The organism is Streptomyces sp. NPDC026538 (assembly GCF_055567535.1).
This window is the reverse complement of record NZ_JBVHQG010000006.1, coordinates 569,547-582,885: the sequence shown is the minus strand read 5'-3', so window position 1 is coordinate 582,885 and position 13,339 is coordinate 569,547. Positions and strand designations below refer to the sequence as shown.

At 72.5% G+C, this 13,339-nt stretch carries 11 protein-coding genes; 2 read left to right on the top strand and 9 right to left on the bottom strand.

The features are described 5' to 3' along the window. Positions 1 to 246: 246 nt before the first annotated feature. Together ACZ4N4_RS26250 and ACZ4N4_RS26245 are read right to left on the bottom strand one after the other, a co-directional pair. The gene (locus ACZ4N4_RS26250; RefSeq protein WP_467592671.1) at positions 247 to 1,647 is read right to left on the bottom strand and encodes an NtaA/DmoA family FMN-dependent monooxygenase; all 1,401 of its coding nucleotides are present in this window, start codon (positions 1,645 to 1,647) and stop codon (positions 247 to 249) included. Then, positions 1,644 to 2,744: an LLM class flavin-dependent oxidoreductase gene (locus ACZ4N4_RS26245; protein ID WP_467592669.1), complete on the bottom strand. Its 1,101-nt coding sequence runs from the start codon at positions 2,742 to 2,744 to the stop codon at positions 1,644 to 1,646. Before ACZ4N4_RS26245 ends, ACZ4N4_RS26250 begins: the two co-directional genes overlap by 4 nt. Positions 2,745 to 3,305: 561 nt before the next feature. On the opposite strand from ACZ4N4_RS26245, the gene ACZ4N4_RS26240 reads away from it, so the two are divergent. Next, entirely contained in the window at positions 3,306 to 4,373 is a 1,068-nt protein-coding gene (locus ACZ4N4_RS26240; protein WP_467592667.1) for an alpha/beta fold hydrolase, read from the top strand. 382 nt (positions 4,374 to 4,755) lie between these two features. Here ACZ4N4_RS26240 and ACZ4N4_RS26235 read toward each other — a convergent pair whose 3' ends face one another. Both ACZ4N4_RS26235 and ACZ4N4_RS26230 read right to left on the bottom strand, forming a co-directional pair. After that, the gene (locus ACZ4N4_RS26235; protein ID WP_467592665.1) at positions 4,756 to 7,113 is read right to left on the bottom strand and encodes an FUSC family protein; all 2,358 of its coding nucleotides are present in this window, start codon (positions 7,111 to 7,113) and stop codon (positions 4,756 to 4,758) included. Positions 7,114 to 7,260: 147 nt separating this feature from the next. Next, positions 7,261 to 8,043: a polysaccharide deacetylase family protein gene (locus tag ACZ4N4_RS26230; protein WP_453578178.1), complete on the bottom strand. Its 783-nt coding sequence runs from the start codon at positions 8,041 to 8,043 to the stop codon at positions 7,261 to 7,263. Between the two features lie 206 nt (positions 8,044 to 8,249). Here ACZ4N4_RS26230 and ACZ4N4_RS26225 point away from each other — a divergent pair, with 206 nt between their 5' ends. Beyond that, positions 8,250 to 8,945: a TetR/AcrR family transcriptional regulator gene (locus ACZ4N4_RS26225; RefSeq protein WP_467592865.1), complete on the top strand. Its 696-nt coding sequence runs from the start codon at positions 8,250 to 8,252 to the stop codon at positions 8,943 to 8,945. Between the two features lie 148 nt (positions 8,946 to 9,093). Here ACZ4N4_RS26225 and ACZ4N4_RS26220 read toward each other — a convergent pair whose 3' ends face one another. From ACZ4N4_RS26220 to ACZ4N4_RS26200, 5 genes are all read right to left on the bottom strand, one after another. Further along, positions 9,094 to 10,467 carry an alpha/beta hydrolase-fold protein gene (locus ACZ4N4_RS26220; protein ID WP_467592660.1) on the bottom strand — a complete coding sequence of 458 codons (1,374 nt, stop codon included), beginning with the start codon at positions 10,465 to 10,467 and terminating at the stop codon, positions 9,094 to 9,096. Between the two features lie 36 nt (positions 10,468 to 10,503). Beyond that, complete coding sequence (locus tag ACZ4N4_RS26215) at positions 10,504 to 10,644, bottom strand: hypothetical protein (RefSeq protein ID WP_467592656.1); 141 nt, start codon at positions 10,642 to 10,644, stop codon at positions 10,504 to 10,506. Between the two features lie 544 nt (positions 10,645 to 11,188). Further along, entirely contained in the window at positions 11,189 to 12,247 is a 1,059-nt protein-coding gene (locus ACZ4N4_RS26210; RefSeq protein WP_453578187.1) for an LLM class flavin-dependent oxidoreductase, read from the bottom strand. Next, entirely contained in the window at positions 12,247 to 12,753 is a 507-nt protein-coding gene (locus ACZ4N4_RS26205; RefSeq protein WP_453578190.1) for an SRPBCC family protein, read from the bottom strand. The genes ACZ4N4_RS26210 and ACZ4N4_RS26205 overlap by 1 nt, the downstream gene beginning before the upstream one ends. 82 nt (positions 12,754 to 12,835) lie before the next feature. Next, on the bottom strand, positions 12,836 to 13,336 hold the full coding sequence (locus ACZ4N4_RS26200) for a winged helix-turn-helix transcriptional regulator (protein ID WP_450757113.1): 501 nt from the start codon (positions 13,334 to 13,336) through the stop codon (positions 12,836 to 12,838). Positions 13,337 to 13,339 lie beyond the last annotated feature (3 nt).

Here is a 13,339-nt window from a genome sequence, read left to right as displayed (position 1 = left end):
CCCGAGCGGAATGGCGAGCCGCGTCGCGATGTTGCCGCAAGAGAGTTTCAGGTCGTCGCCCCGCCGACCGTCGTCCCGTCGTCGGACGTCGTCGAGGTCCACCGGCGCCAGGAGGCCGGGCGGACCCACGGGAAGACCGTGCTCGCGCTCACGGGCCACGGAGCGGGCTGAGCCACGGAATGCGTTCCCCCGCCGCACCGGCGAGCCAGGACCCGGTGCCTGTCCGGTGCGGCGAAGGCGACGAACTCAGCCGGCCTGCTGTCGCTCGGGTGCGGAGCGGTGGGTGAGCGGTACCCGCAGGCCGAGGTGTTCGCGCAGCGTGCTGCCGGTGTACTCGGTGCGGTAGACCCCGCGTTCCTGCAGTTCCGGGACGAGCAGTTCGACGATGTCGTCGAGGCCGTCGGGGATGAGGTACGGCGTGACGTTGAAGCCGTCGACCGCACCGTGCCGCACGAACCGGGCGAACTTGTCGGCCAGCGCGGACGGCGTGCCGACGTGCCCGCGCTGCGGGCCGAGCGCGATGACGGTCTCGCGCAGCGACCAGCCGTGCGCCTCCGCCTTCGCCCGCCACTCGGCCACCACCGTGCGCGGGTCGGCGATGCGCCGGGCCCCGAAGGAGCCGTCGTTGTCGGCGACGACCGGGTCCTCGACGGGCAGCGGGCCGTCGGCGTCGCGGTCGGACAGGTCGATGCCCCACAGCAGCCCGGCGATCCCCAGCGCCGTGGCGGGGGTGACCTGCTGGAGCCGGATCCAGCGCTTCTTCTCCTCGGCCTCCTCCTCGGTGGCGCCGATGATGATCTCGGTGCCGGGCAGGATCCGCAGGTCGTCGTCGGGCCGGCCGACCGCCCGCAGCCGGCGCCGGATGTCCTCGGCGAAGGCCAGCGCGTCGTCGAAGTCGTTGCCGTGGGCGGAGAAGATGACGTCGGCGTTGCGGGCGGCGAAGTCGCGTCCCTCGCCCGAATCACCGGCCTGGAAGATCACCGGGTGGCCCTGGGCGCTGCGCGGCAGGGTGGGGGCGAGATCGACGTCGAACTGCGGTCCTCGGTGGCGTACTCGGCGTACGGCACCGGCCACCGACCAGGCGGGTGCGGTCACGGAGGCGGCGACTGCCTCGTCGTCCCAGCCGTCCCACAGGGCGCGGGCCACGGTGAGGAACTCCTCGGCGCGCCGGTAGCGGTCGGCGTGGTCGAGATAGCCGCCGCGGCGGAAGTTGGCGCCGGTCCAGGCGTTGTCCGTGGTCACCACGTTCCACCCGGCGCGGCCCTCGGAGAGGAGGTCGAGGCCGGAGAGGCGGCGGGCGAGGTCGGCGGGCTCGTTGTAGGTGGAGTTGGAGGTGGAGACCAGACCGATCCGGCGGGTGACCGCGGCCAGCGCCGCGAGTTGGGTGACGGCGTCCGGCCGTCCGGCCACGTCGAGGTCGTGGATCCGGCCGTCCACCTCGCGCAGCCGGAGCCCCTCACCGAGGAAGAACGCGTCGAACAGGCCCCGTTCGGCGGTCTGGGCGACCTTCCGGAAGGAGGCGGGATCGATCTGCGAACCGCTGTCGGGGGCGGACCAGATGGTCCAGTGGTTGACGCCCTGGAAGAACACCCCGAAGTGCAACTGGGCGTGGGGCCGGGGCACGTCGAGGGGGTCGGTGCGGGTCATCGGGTCTCCTCCTGGACGGCCGCGGCCGCGAAACGGTTGGCGGGGCGCTCCAGACCCAGGGTCGAGCGCAGGGACGTACCGGGCAGCGGGCGGGCGACGAGACGCCGTGCGGACAGCGCCGGCAGGACCAGGCGGGAGAGGACGGGCAGATCCTCGTCCAGTACGAGGGGATGCAGCCGCACCCCGTGGACGTGACGGCTCAACTCGTCGAGGACGGCCACCAGTCCGTCAGCCGAGCCGACGTGCCGCAGCCGCCCGCGGTCGTCCCACGGCGCATGGCGTTCCAGGTCGGCGACGCGGTCGGCGCCGGTCGCGTCCGGCGTGTCCAGCGCCACCTCGACCTCGGCGAAGACTCGGGGTGTACCGGCGCCGGCGGCGGTCGTGGCGACCGCCGCCGGGTCGCGGCCCTCGACCAGGGCGACGTCGAGCCGCCCGGCGGACACCTGGTCCGGCCGGCCCAGGACGACGAGCTGCCCCTGCGGCGGGCGCGGCACGATCGCCGGGCCCTTGACGGCGTAGGTCTCACCGGTGAAGTCGATGTAGTGCAGCCGGTCGCGGTCGAGGTAGCGGCTCGTGGCCACGGACCGGATGACCGCGTCGTCCTCCCACGAGTCCCACAGGGCGCGGGCCACCTCCACCCCGTCCCGGGACTCCCGCGCCCGCCCGGACGCGTCGGCGACCAGGGGACGACCCCACGCCCGGGCCGCCTCGGCACGGTCCTCCTCCGTCACCACCCAGCCGGCGCGGCCGGCGGAGATGTGGTCCAGGGACGCCAACTGGCTGGAGACATGGAAGGGTTCGGCATACGTGAGCGGGACCACGGGCGCGATCCCGATCGTGCTGGTGGACGCCGCGACGAAGGCCGCCCGCTCCACCGCCCCGATGCGGCCGACCGGATCCGGCACGGCACCGGGCGGCAGCACCCCGTCGTCCAGGGTGATCAGGGTGAACCCGGCGTTCTCGGCGACGGCGGCGAGCCCGGCCACCCGGCGCGGGGTCAGCAACCGGTCGGGTGCGTGGGCGGCGCGGCGCCAGGCCGCGGGGTGGGCGCCGTCGCCGTCGATCTCGACGGCGAGGTGCAGGGCGGGGCCGGACAATGGACGTTCCTTCCGGGAAACACGGGAAATCGCGGCCTCGCGGCCACGACGGTGGAGCCGGGCGAGGCCACGGCGAGAGAGCCGGGCGGGGCCACGGCAAGCGGTCCGGCGGACGGGCCGGCAGAGGAACCGGCCGGACGGGCCGGCAGAGGAACCGGCCGGACGGGCCGGCAGCGATCAGAGCCGAGCGGAAGGACAGACGGCGGAGCAGGTGCGGCAGTAGTCGACATGCCGGCGGACGATCAGCCGCACGCCGGAGCACACACCCTGCGGTGCCGCGCCGGATACGTGCATCAAGGGCCTCCGCCCGTCAGAAACCGATCGGTTCAACGTACGTCGACCGCCCCCGCGGGTGTCAAGGTCGCGCGACGCGGTCCACACCCGACCGAGGCGGCGACCGGTGCCGCCCGGTCGGCCGGCGCGGGACCGTCACCAGATGATCCCGCCGCGTGCCGGTGGACCTGGTTGCGGGATCGGGGCGATGTGGCAGGATGGTTGATCGTCACCCGTTCAAGCGGTGACGCGTGGCGATGGGGAACCATGGATCGAGGAGGGCTTCACGTGATCGACAGGCGCACCTTCGGAACGGCGCTGGGGACCGGTGCGGCCACTGTCTCGCTCGGAGGCCCGCAGGGGGTTGCGTCCGCCTCCGCGGCGTCCCGGGACGGCGTGCCCACGTCCCGGAGCGCCCGCTCGGGCGCCGAATCCTTCCCGCGGCTGAAGCAGATCAGGGCCGGACTGCTCGACGTCGGCTACGCGGAGGCCGGCCCGGCACACGGCCCCGTGGTCATCTGCCTGCACGGCTGGCCGTACGACATCCACAGCTACGTCGACGTCGCCCCCCTGCTGGCCGGGCAGGGGTACCGAGTGATCGTGCCCTACCTGCGCGGTCACGGCACCACGCGTTTCCTGTCCGACCGCACGGTCCGCAACGCGCAGCAGTCGGCCGTCGCGCTCGACATCATCGCGCTGATGGACGCCCTCAAGATCGAGAAGGCCGTGCTGGCCGGCTTCGACTGGGGATCGCGCACCGCCGACATCATCGCCGCGCTCTGGCCGGAGCGGTGCCGGGCGCTGGTGTCGGTGAGCGGGTACCTCGTCACCAACCTCAAGGCCAACCTGGAGCCCCTGCCGGCGAAGGCCGAGTACACCTGGTGGTACCAGTTCTACTTCGCCACCGAACGCGGCCGGAAGGCCATGGAGGACCGGGACAGGCGCCGTGACCTGACCCGGCTCGTGTGGACCCAGGTCTCCCCGACCTGGGACTTCGACGACGCCACCTTCGACCGCACCGCGGCGGCCTTCGACAACCCCGACTACGCGGCCATCGTCATCCACAACTACCGCTGGCGGCTCAGCCTCGCCGCCGGTGAGCGCCGCTACGACGATCTCGAGAAGCGGCTCGCCACAAGGCCGTTCATCGCCGTGCCCACCATCACCCTCGACCCCGGCCGCGACCCGTTCACCGCGCCCGGCGACGGCAGCACCTACCGGGACAGGTTCACCGGCGCGTACGAGCACCGCACGCTCGCGGACATCGGCCACAACCTCCCCCAGGAGGCACCCGGCGCCTTCGCGCAGGCGGTCGTGGACGCGGACCGCCTGGCGGCAGCGCCGTCACCGTCCTGAGGGGTGCAGCTCCGGCACCGGAGACGGTGGTACGCCAGAGGATCCGGCGCACCGCGGGCTGATGGTTCGTCAATCGACCGGCGGGCGGCGGTCGACCCAGGGGAGGGCCGGCTCCAGGGTGCGGGACACCTGGAGCAACAGGTCCTCCCGCCAGGGCGCGGCGACGATTGTCGTCGTGGTCGCCGGACCGAGGGTGGGCGGCTGGTTCGTTGTCGCCGGGCCGAGGGTCGGCTGGTCCGTTGTCGCCGGGGTGGCCGGTCCCGTGGTGCGCGGCTGCTCGTCCGTCGTCGCCGGGGTGGCCGGTCCCGTGGTGCGCGGCTGCTCGTCCGCTGTCGTCGCGGTCGCCGGTCCCGCGGTGAGCTGCTCGCCCGTCGTCGCAGGCTCAGCCGCTGGGTCTCTTCCGCAGCCGGCCGTGATGGGCCGCCGTGCGGGCCTTCGCCGCGTCCGCGAGGCCCGGCTGGAGGCGGCGGGCGGCGTCGACGTGGTCGTCGGTCCAGATGATCCGGACCGCGACGGGGGTGGCCCGGCCCTGACCGTCGCTGAGTTCGGTTCGGACGGACCGCACCAGCCGCGCGGCACCCTCGGGGTGCAGGGGGACGACGTCGGGGACGGGGCAGTGGTCGCCGAGGCTGGCCGCGAGGCCGTGGTACCAGCCGGTGACGAGGGCCGCCGACTGGAGGACGGCACTGTGGGCGTCGGCGCGCACGGCCTCCACGCGCGCCAGGTCCTCGCCCTGCCACAGGGAGACGACGGCATCGGCGGCCAGGCGCAGCCCGACGACTCCCGAGACGAGGGTGGTCGTGCAGGCCAGCGACACCGGTTTGGCGCCGCGTTCGGCCAGGAAGCTGCGGAACGCGTCGTCCAGGCGGCGGGCGGAGGCCGCCGCCTCACGGCTCTGCGGATCCGGCTCGGCGGGCCGGCGGTGGCCGAGGGCGTAGTCGACGGCGCCGCCGAGGTAACGGGCGCTGTCCGCGTAAGCCTGGGCGAGTGCCTTGTGGACGGCCGCCTGGGCGCCGCGCGGCCAGAAGAAAACGGCGACGACGATGCTCACCATGCACCCCAAGGCGATGTCCTGGACACGCAGCAGGGCGACATGCCAGTTGGGGTCGTGGCCGATGTTGAACAGCACCACGAGCGTGACGGTGAACGCGGCCTGCCCGGCGGCGAAGGAGATGGCGGCGGGCGCGACGCCGGCGAACAGGATGGCCACCGGGAGCACGAACCACAGCGCGGTGCCGTGGTGGCCGATCAGGTGCAGCAGCCCGGCGCCGATGACGGAGCCGGCCACCGTGCCCAGGACGGCGCGGACGGCGTTCTGCCCGGTGCTGAGCGCGTTGGAGCGCAGCACGGACAGGGTGCCCAGCAGGACCCAGAAGGAGTGGCCCACGCCGGTCGCGTCGGCCAGGAACACGGCGATGCCGAGGCCGATGCCGCCGCGCAGACTGTTGTGCATCCACACCGAATCGGCCCTGAGATGGGCGGCGGCCCGCTCCCGTGCGGAGGCCAGCGGTGCGGCCAGCGCACCCGGCTCACGACCCAGCAGCCGCTCGTGCCAGCTGCGCTGCCAGGCGGTGGCCGCCACGTCCACGTTGTCGGCGATCTGCAGCACGGCGAAGCCGAGTTCCTGGGCGCGGAAGGACACGTCGAGCGCGGCGATGAACCCGTAGATCTCCGCCGTACTGTTCCCACCCGCGTGTTCGGCGGGCACCCGGACGGTGGAGCTGTGCTCCATCCCGGTCAGCGCCGCCCGCAGCCGCTCGGTGCGGGCCCGCAGCGGGCCGGTGTCGCCGGTCAGGTCGGTGAGCAGGTCGCAGGCCGCCTCCAGGACATGCGCGGCGGCGCGGCGCACGCCGTGCGCGGCCGGATCACAGCCGGGTGGTTCGTCGGTGTAGTCGGACCGGTCCACGAGGACGGCGCACAGCCAGGTGAGTTCGTCGACCAGCCGGACCAGCGCACGGGAGGTCGCGGACAGGCCGGTGGGGCGGTAAGGGGTGGCGTCGAAGGCTACCCGCAGGTCCGCGCCGGTACGGGCGGTGACCTCCGCCGCCGCTCTGCACTGCTCGCTGGAGGGCACCGACCCGACCGGGGCCGGCCCGGAGGCGCGGGCGCGCAGATACCCGGCGGCGGCCCGGCAGACGGCGGCCGCCGGGGCGCTGAGCGGATCGGCGACGGGACGCGGCCACAGCAGGGCGACGGCCGGCAGCGCCACCGCCGCCGCCAGACCCGCGCCCGCGAGACGATCGGGCAGCTGCGACAGTGATGCGGGTGCGCTGACCGGCAGCACGAACGCCAGCAGGAGCGCCGTCGAGCTGCCGGCCAGGACCGAGCTGACCACACCGGCGAACAGGATCGCGAACCCGACCACCACCGTGGCCGCCACGGCGAGCCGGATATCGGCCGCCGCCAGCGTGCCGACACAGATCAGCACCAGCCAGGCCACCGCGAGAGCCGCCTGCGCCTGCAGCCGCTCCACCATCGGACCGGAGTAGTCGACCAGCAGCAGCATCGAGAACGTCCCGAACGCGGCGAAGCTCGCCATCGTCGGGTTGTGGAACACCTCGCCGCACAGGGCGAACAGGGCGGGCATCACCAGCGCGGTACGCCCGGCCCGCCGGGTCGCCGCGAGGTCCGGGTCCCGGTCGCGCAACCACGACACCCAGCGCGGCACCCGCCCCGACATGTACACCTCCCGCTGGCCCAGGGCAGCCGGCCCCGCCGCCGCACCGCGCACACCACCCATATGCGGCCACCCTCGGGTGGTCCGCAACATTTACCGGGACGGTACGACGCCCTGGGCGGGCCGGCACTCCTGTTGAGCGGATCATCGCCCGACCGTCGGCTCATCGCCCGACCGTCGGCCCGGTGCACCGGGCCGACGTGGTCCGGCTCACCGCACCGGGAAGCCGAACACGTACCCCTGTTCCCTGAGCCAGGGGAGCACCTCGCGCAGGGCGGCCACGGTCTCGGAGCGGTCGCCGCCGGCGTCGTGGAAGAGGATGGTCGGCCCGTTCGGCATCTCGTCCTTGACGGTACCGACGATCGCCGCCGTCCCGGGGCGTTCGAAGTCCTTCGAGTCGACGTTCCAGCCGAGCGGCCGCATGCCGTGCGAAGCGGCGAGCTTCCTGCTGTACGGGGTGAAGGCGCCGCCCGGGGCACGGTAGTAGAGCGGCCGGACACCCCCCGACGCCTGGGTGATCATGCGCTCCGCGTCGAGGATCTGCTGGGACTGGTAGGCCTCGGACTTGGTGTTCATGGTGACGTCGTGCGACACCGTGTGGTCGCACAGCCGGTGCCCGGCCGCCACCACCGCCCTGACCAGGTCAGGATGCGCCTGCGCCTGCGGGCCGATCATGCAGAACGTGGCCTTCACGCCGTACTCCTTGAGCACCTGGAGCACCCGAGGCGTCCAGACCGGGTCCGGCCCGTCGTCGACGGTGATGTTCACGCCCCGGGCACCCCGGTCCGAGGCGTGCGCGATCTCCACCGACACCGCGGCCGCCTTCCGGCCGGCGCCGGGCCCCCCGTGGCGCGCCGAGGTCCCGGCTCCCGCACTCCCGTCGACGGGACCGGACGGCGAGGTCCACAGCGAGGCGGCCACGGCCACCGCCGTGACCCCCATCGCCGCCGCGGCCACCTGGCCGTACCACCCTCGTCCGCCGCGCCGTGCCATCGTCCGCCCCGATCCTTGTCGTTCCGTTGAACTCGTGCACCCGTCCAGACGGAAGGCGGCGGGCACCGGATCCATCCGTTACCGATCACGGACAATTCCGCGGGAGTTCTGCGACAGGCTCCCTGTGTGTCCTTTAACGGCGGGCGGGGCGATCGGTGTTGGCGGTTCGGACGGCAACCGTGGGCGGGGACACGATCGCGTCATTAATGCAACTTGGTTGTGCTAAAATCCCGCTCGTGAGTTCGACTCGCCCTCAGCGCGCCCGCAGCGTGGCGGCCAAGCAGCAGCGTGGGCGGGAGATCCTCGACGCCGCCCGATCGCTCGGCACCGAACGCAGCGTGCGCGAGGTCACGCTGACCGACATCGCCGCCGCCGTCGGCATGCACAAATCCGCGATGCTGCGGTACTTCGAGACACGCGAGCAGATCTTCCTGACGCTCACCGGCGAAGGCTGGCAGGAGTGGTCGGCGGCGCTGCGCGCACGCCTGGGCGAGCTCACCGGTGCCGGTGATGACGAGATCGCGGTGGCCGTCGCCCGGTCGCTGGTGGCGCGGCCGTTCTTCTGCGACCTGCTCGCCCAGGCGCCGCTGAACCTGGAGCGCAACGTGTCGCTCGACGCCGCCTACGAGTTCAAGACGATCGCGCTCGCCGAGGTCGCGTCGATCGCCACCGTGCTGCGCGGCCTCCTCGGGATCGCGGAGGGCGCGGCCGTGGACGTGATCGCCACGGCCACGGGCATGGCCGGGGCGCTGTGGCAGATGGCCGCACCCGGCCCGGGTCTTCGCGAACTCTACGAAAGCCACCCCGAGTTGGCGCACGCGGTGGTCGACGTCGAACCCCGGCTGACCCGCATCCTGGCCGCCCTGCTGAACGGCGTGCGCACGACGGCCCCGGAGGCCTGAGGCACCGGTCCCGGCAGGGCGTCCGGCGTCGTCGGAGTCGGAGCCCGGGCCGGAGCTGGAAAGCAGCCCACGGACCCGGAGACGTCAGGCGCGGGAGACACCGAGGTGCCCGTCGGCCGTATGCCGGCGGGCACCCGGTTCCGTCGGGTCACAGGGACTGCTTCATGATCCAGTCACGGATTCCGGGGATGGAGTAGGCGATCTGCCAGGTGCCCATGTGCGCGCTCGTGGCGCCGGTGGTGCCGGTGACCGTGCCGGTCAGGAAGCTGGCGTAGTTCACCGGTGTCCGCTGCTTCTCCAGATTGCGTACGTCCGCCGCGAACTGCGCGGCGCTGGACCCCGCGTCCCACACGGCCGTGCCGACCCGGGTCCCCTCCGCCCGGATGACCGAGGTGATGGCGTTCTCGCCGGGGAAGGCCTTGTCGTCGTCCTGTGAGACGACGATCCACAGCTTCTTCCCCGCCAGTGGCGCGGCCTGGCTGTCCGGCCACTGCCCGGCGACGATGTACGCGGCCGCGAACAGGTCCGGGTACCGGATGTTCAGCCCGAGCGACAGCATCGCGCCCATCGACTGCCCGGTGGTGTACCGCCGCTTCGTGTCGATGCTGTACTGCTCCGACACCGCCTCGACGAGATGCACGGTGGTCTCGAAGAGCGAGGTCGGCTGGTAGGTGTCGTCGATGACGACCTCGCCGTACTCGGGCGCGAGCACGAACGACTCGTGCCGGGCCTGGTCCTCGGGGCTCGCCCAGCACACCGCGCCGAGCCCCTGGACCAGCGGGCCGACGGTGTCGACGTCGACGACACTGGCGTCGTGCATGAACAGCACCAACGGGTACTTCCGGCGCGGGTCGTAGCCCTTGGGCGTGCAGAGGTTGTACTTCAGCGACCTCCCGGTCTCCGGGTCGTCGAAGGTGAACTGCTCGAAGTCGTCGACGATCGGGTTCACCACCGCGCTCGTGGCCACGGCCGTGCCGCTCGGCGCGTAGGACCTGCCGTGGGTCGTGGTGACCGTACCGGTCTGGGTGACGACGGCCTTCGCCGGGACGATCGGTCCGCCGGGGGTGGTGTCGCCGGCCGTCGGACCGCCGGCGCCCGGGCCGCCCGACCCGCTGGGCGCCGGGGCCGGGCTGCTCGACGCGCCGACCGCGTCCTTGCCCCACAGCAGGGCCGCCCTGTCGTCGGGGGAGAGCTCCACGATGACGTGACGGCCGTCCCTGCCCCGCTCGGCGAGCGCGGCGGAGGTGTTGGCGTAGACCTTCGTGACCGTTCGGTCGGTGACCGCGAACGCCGAGGCCGAGAGGGAGGAGCCGGCGATGGGACGGTCGTACTCGACCGCCACCGCCACGAGTTTCTGGCCGACGCCGTAGACCTTGGTGATCGCGGTGGCGCCGATGATGTGTCCGGCCCCGGAGACCGGGTCCGTCGGGCCGGGAGAGGCGACCGCGACGGCGGTGCCGCCGAGTGCGGCCACGGTGCCGATGCGGGCGGAGCCGGCGATGAGCGTGCGCCTGGTTACCAAGACGAACTCCTTCAACGGTGGGGGTACGGCGGTGGGTCAGCCGCGCAGTGAGCGGGGGAGGGCGGCGATCTTGGCCGGGACGGTCGCCTCCGTGCCCTGGGCGTCGGCGTTCTCGCTGATCGAGGTCAGGTCCGGCGCCACGAGGGCGATCCGCCGGTTCTCCGTCCGGTTTTCCATGGGCGGCGTCACATATCTCTCCTCCGGCTGGAATGAATTGACCGGACGGATTCGACCCGGTGGTATATGGCGGGAAAGTGCGGGTCGAGCGGGCGGTCGGTCTCGCGGGACCGGAAATGAGAACTCATTGCTGTGCGGGTGCGCCGTGAGCGTCGCATCGGGGTGAGAGACCGTCAACGGAGGCGGCACGAGATCTAAGATTGCAGGCTGCGAGATCGTCTCATCGGCCCAGCTCGGCGGGGGCGCGAATTTCCTGTCGTTTTCCTTAGAATCCCGGAATGCGCGCGGTATATCGGGCGAGGGGCTCTGGGAATGCAGTCAAAAACCCGGACGCAACAGTCGGAGGCCCTCGGTGTGAGGACCTCCGACGGTGGGGTGAGGATGGGTCACCCGCCGTGCAGGGGCGTCCTTGGCGGCGGCGACGGTGAAGTTCTGCTCGATCCGGGTGGGGCAGCGGGCCTCGGGCGCCCGACGGCGGCCCGGCAACCGGACGGCGGCCGGTATGCCGTCGGGCCCCGGGCCGACGCCGCATGACACCGTCGGCTCAGGCGGCCCCGCCGACCTCGTGGACCAGCTCGATCGCCCTGCCCAGGGTGGTGAGCCGGTCCTCCAGGTTCTCCCCGGCCGGATAGAGGCGGACCGTGTCCACGCCGGCGTCACGCCAGACGGCCAGTCGCTCGCGCACCATGGCCTCCGTGCCGATCAGCGTCGTGCCCAGCACCATCTCGTCGGTCACCAGGGCGGCCGCGCCGTCCCGGTCACCCGCCTGCCAGCGCTCGTGCACCTCGGCGGCGACCTCGGACCAGCCCTGGCGGCTGTAGGCGCCGTTGTAGAAATTGGTGGACGCAGACCCCATGCCGCCGAGGCTGAAGGCGAGTTCCTTCTTGCGGCCGGCGACCATCGCGCCGAGCGCCTCCTCGTCGGGCGCGAAGGCGACCTCGGCGCCCTGGCAGACGTCCAGGTCCGCGCGGCTACGACCACTGCGGGCCAGGCCCTCGTCGAGGTGGGCGAAATACGCGTCGGCCGCGCCCTCGGGCACGAAGCTGGTGCCCAGCCAGCCGTCGGCGACCTCACCGGTCAGTCGCAGCATGGCCGGGGACAGGGCGGCGAGGTAGACCGGGATCTCGTGCTCGGCGCGCATCGACAGCCGCATCGGTACGGCCTCGCCGCCGGGCAGCGGGACGTTGAACTCGGTGCCGGAGTAGGCGAGTCGGCCGCCGTCGAGCACCCGCCGTACGATCTCCACCGTCTCGCGCATGCGCCGCAGCGGCCGGGCGAAGGGCACGCCGTGCAGTCCCTCGATCACCTGCGGGCCGGAGGCGCCGAGGCCCAGCAGGAAGCGCCCGCCGGACAGGTTGGAGAGGGTGATGGCCGTCTGGGCCACGGCTGTCGGGGTCCGGGTGCCCAGCTGCATGACACCGGAGCCGAGCAGCATCCGCTCCGTGAGCGCCGCGTAGTAGCCGAGCGCGGAGGGCGCGTCGGAGCCCCAGGCCTCGGCCACCCAGCAGATGTCCAGGCCCAGCTTCTCCGCCTCGACGACGAAGTCGCCCAGCTGGGACCAGTGTTCGCCGCCCGAGGCCTCGATCGTGGTGGCCGTCCGCATCACGCCTCCGCCCGCTGCTTGATCTGTGCGAGGGTGGCGGTGATGCTGCGCTCGAACTCCCGCAACCGTACGAACACGATCTTCTGTTCCTTGTCGGGCATCCGGTCGATCGCCACGGACAGCCCCGACCGACCCGGTCCCAGCTGCATCCACTGCGACAGCTCGGTCCCCCCGTTCTCGGAGCGCAGCCGGAACCGCCAGACCGCGGAGGGTTCGGCGGGGTCCTGCACGGCCCAGGCGAGCACCGACTCCGGTTCGCACTCGATCACCTGCGACGTGGTCTCCCACCTGCCGAACGCCTCGTGCTCGCTGCGGCCGACGAACCTGGCGCCCACCGCCGGCCCGGCCGCACCGTCCAGCCAGGCGACGGACCGGAGTTCCTCGCTCATGTCCGGCATCAGTTCGATGTCGCTGACCAGGGCCCACACCTTCGCCGGTGGGGCGTCGATCCAGGTCCGCACCTCGACCGTGGGTTTGTCCGTGTAGCGTGCGCCCGTCCACTCCAAGGTCGTCGGCCTCCTCGCCGTCAAGGGTCTGACCTCCAGAGTTGCTTTATGAGACTCTGCCTGTCAAGGGGGGAGCACGTGCTCAGTCGGTGCCGAACCGCCGTCGGACATCCGGCCGCTGCCTGAGCCGCTCGGGATAGCCGGGCCCCATCCGCATCGAGGTCTCCTCGGCCCGCAGCGGGGCCCGGCACTGGGCGCAGACCACCTCGGCCGTGGTGTCGTGGTCGCACGCGTCGTGATGGAACACCACAGGGACCCCTCGCTCCCCGGCCAGCCAGCGGTCGCCCCACGCGGACATCGCGGCGAGCACCGCGAACAGGTCCCGCCCCTTCTCCGTGAGGACGTAGTCGTAGCGCGGCGGTTCGGCCTCGTACAGCCGCTTCTCCAGGATCCGCTCGTCGACCAGATGACGCAGCCGGTCGGTCAACGTGTTGCGGGCGATGCCCAGTTCCTGCTGGAACTCGTCGAAGCGACGGATCCCGTAGAACGCTTCCCGCACCACCAGCGGCGTCCAGTGGTCACCCAGCAGATCGACGGTCCGTGCGATGGAGCACGGCCACTTGGCGAACGACGTCCGTTTCATGTC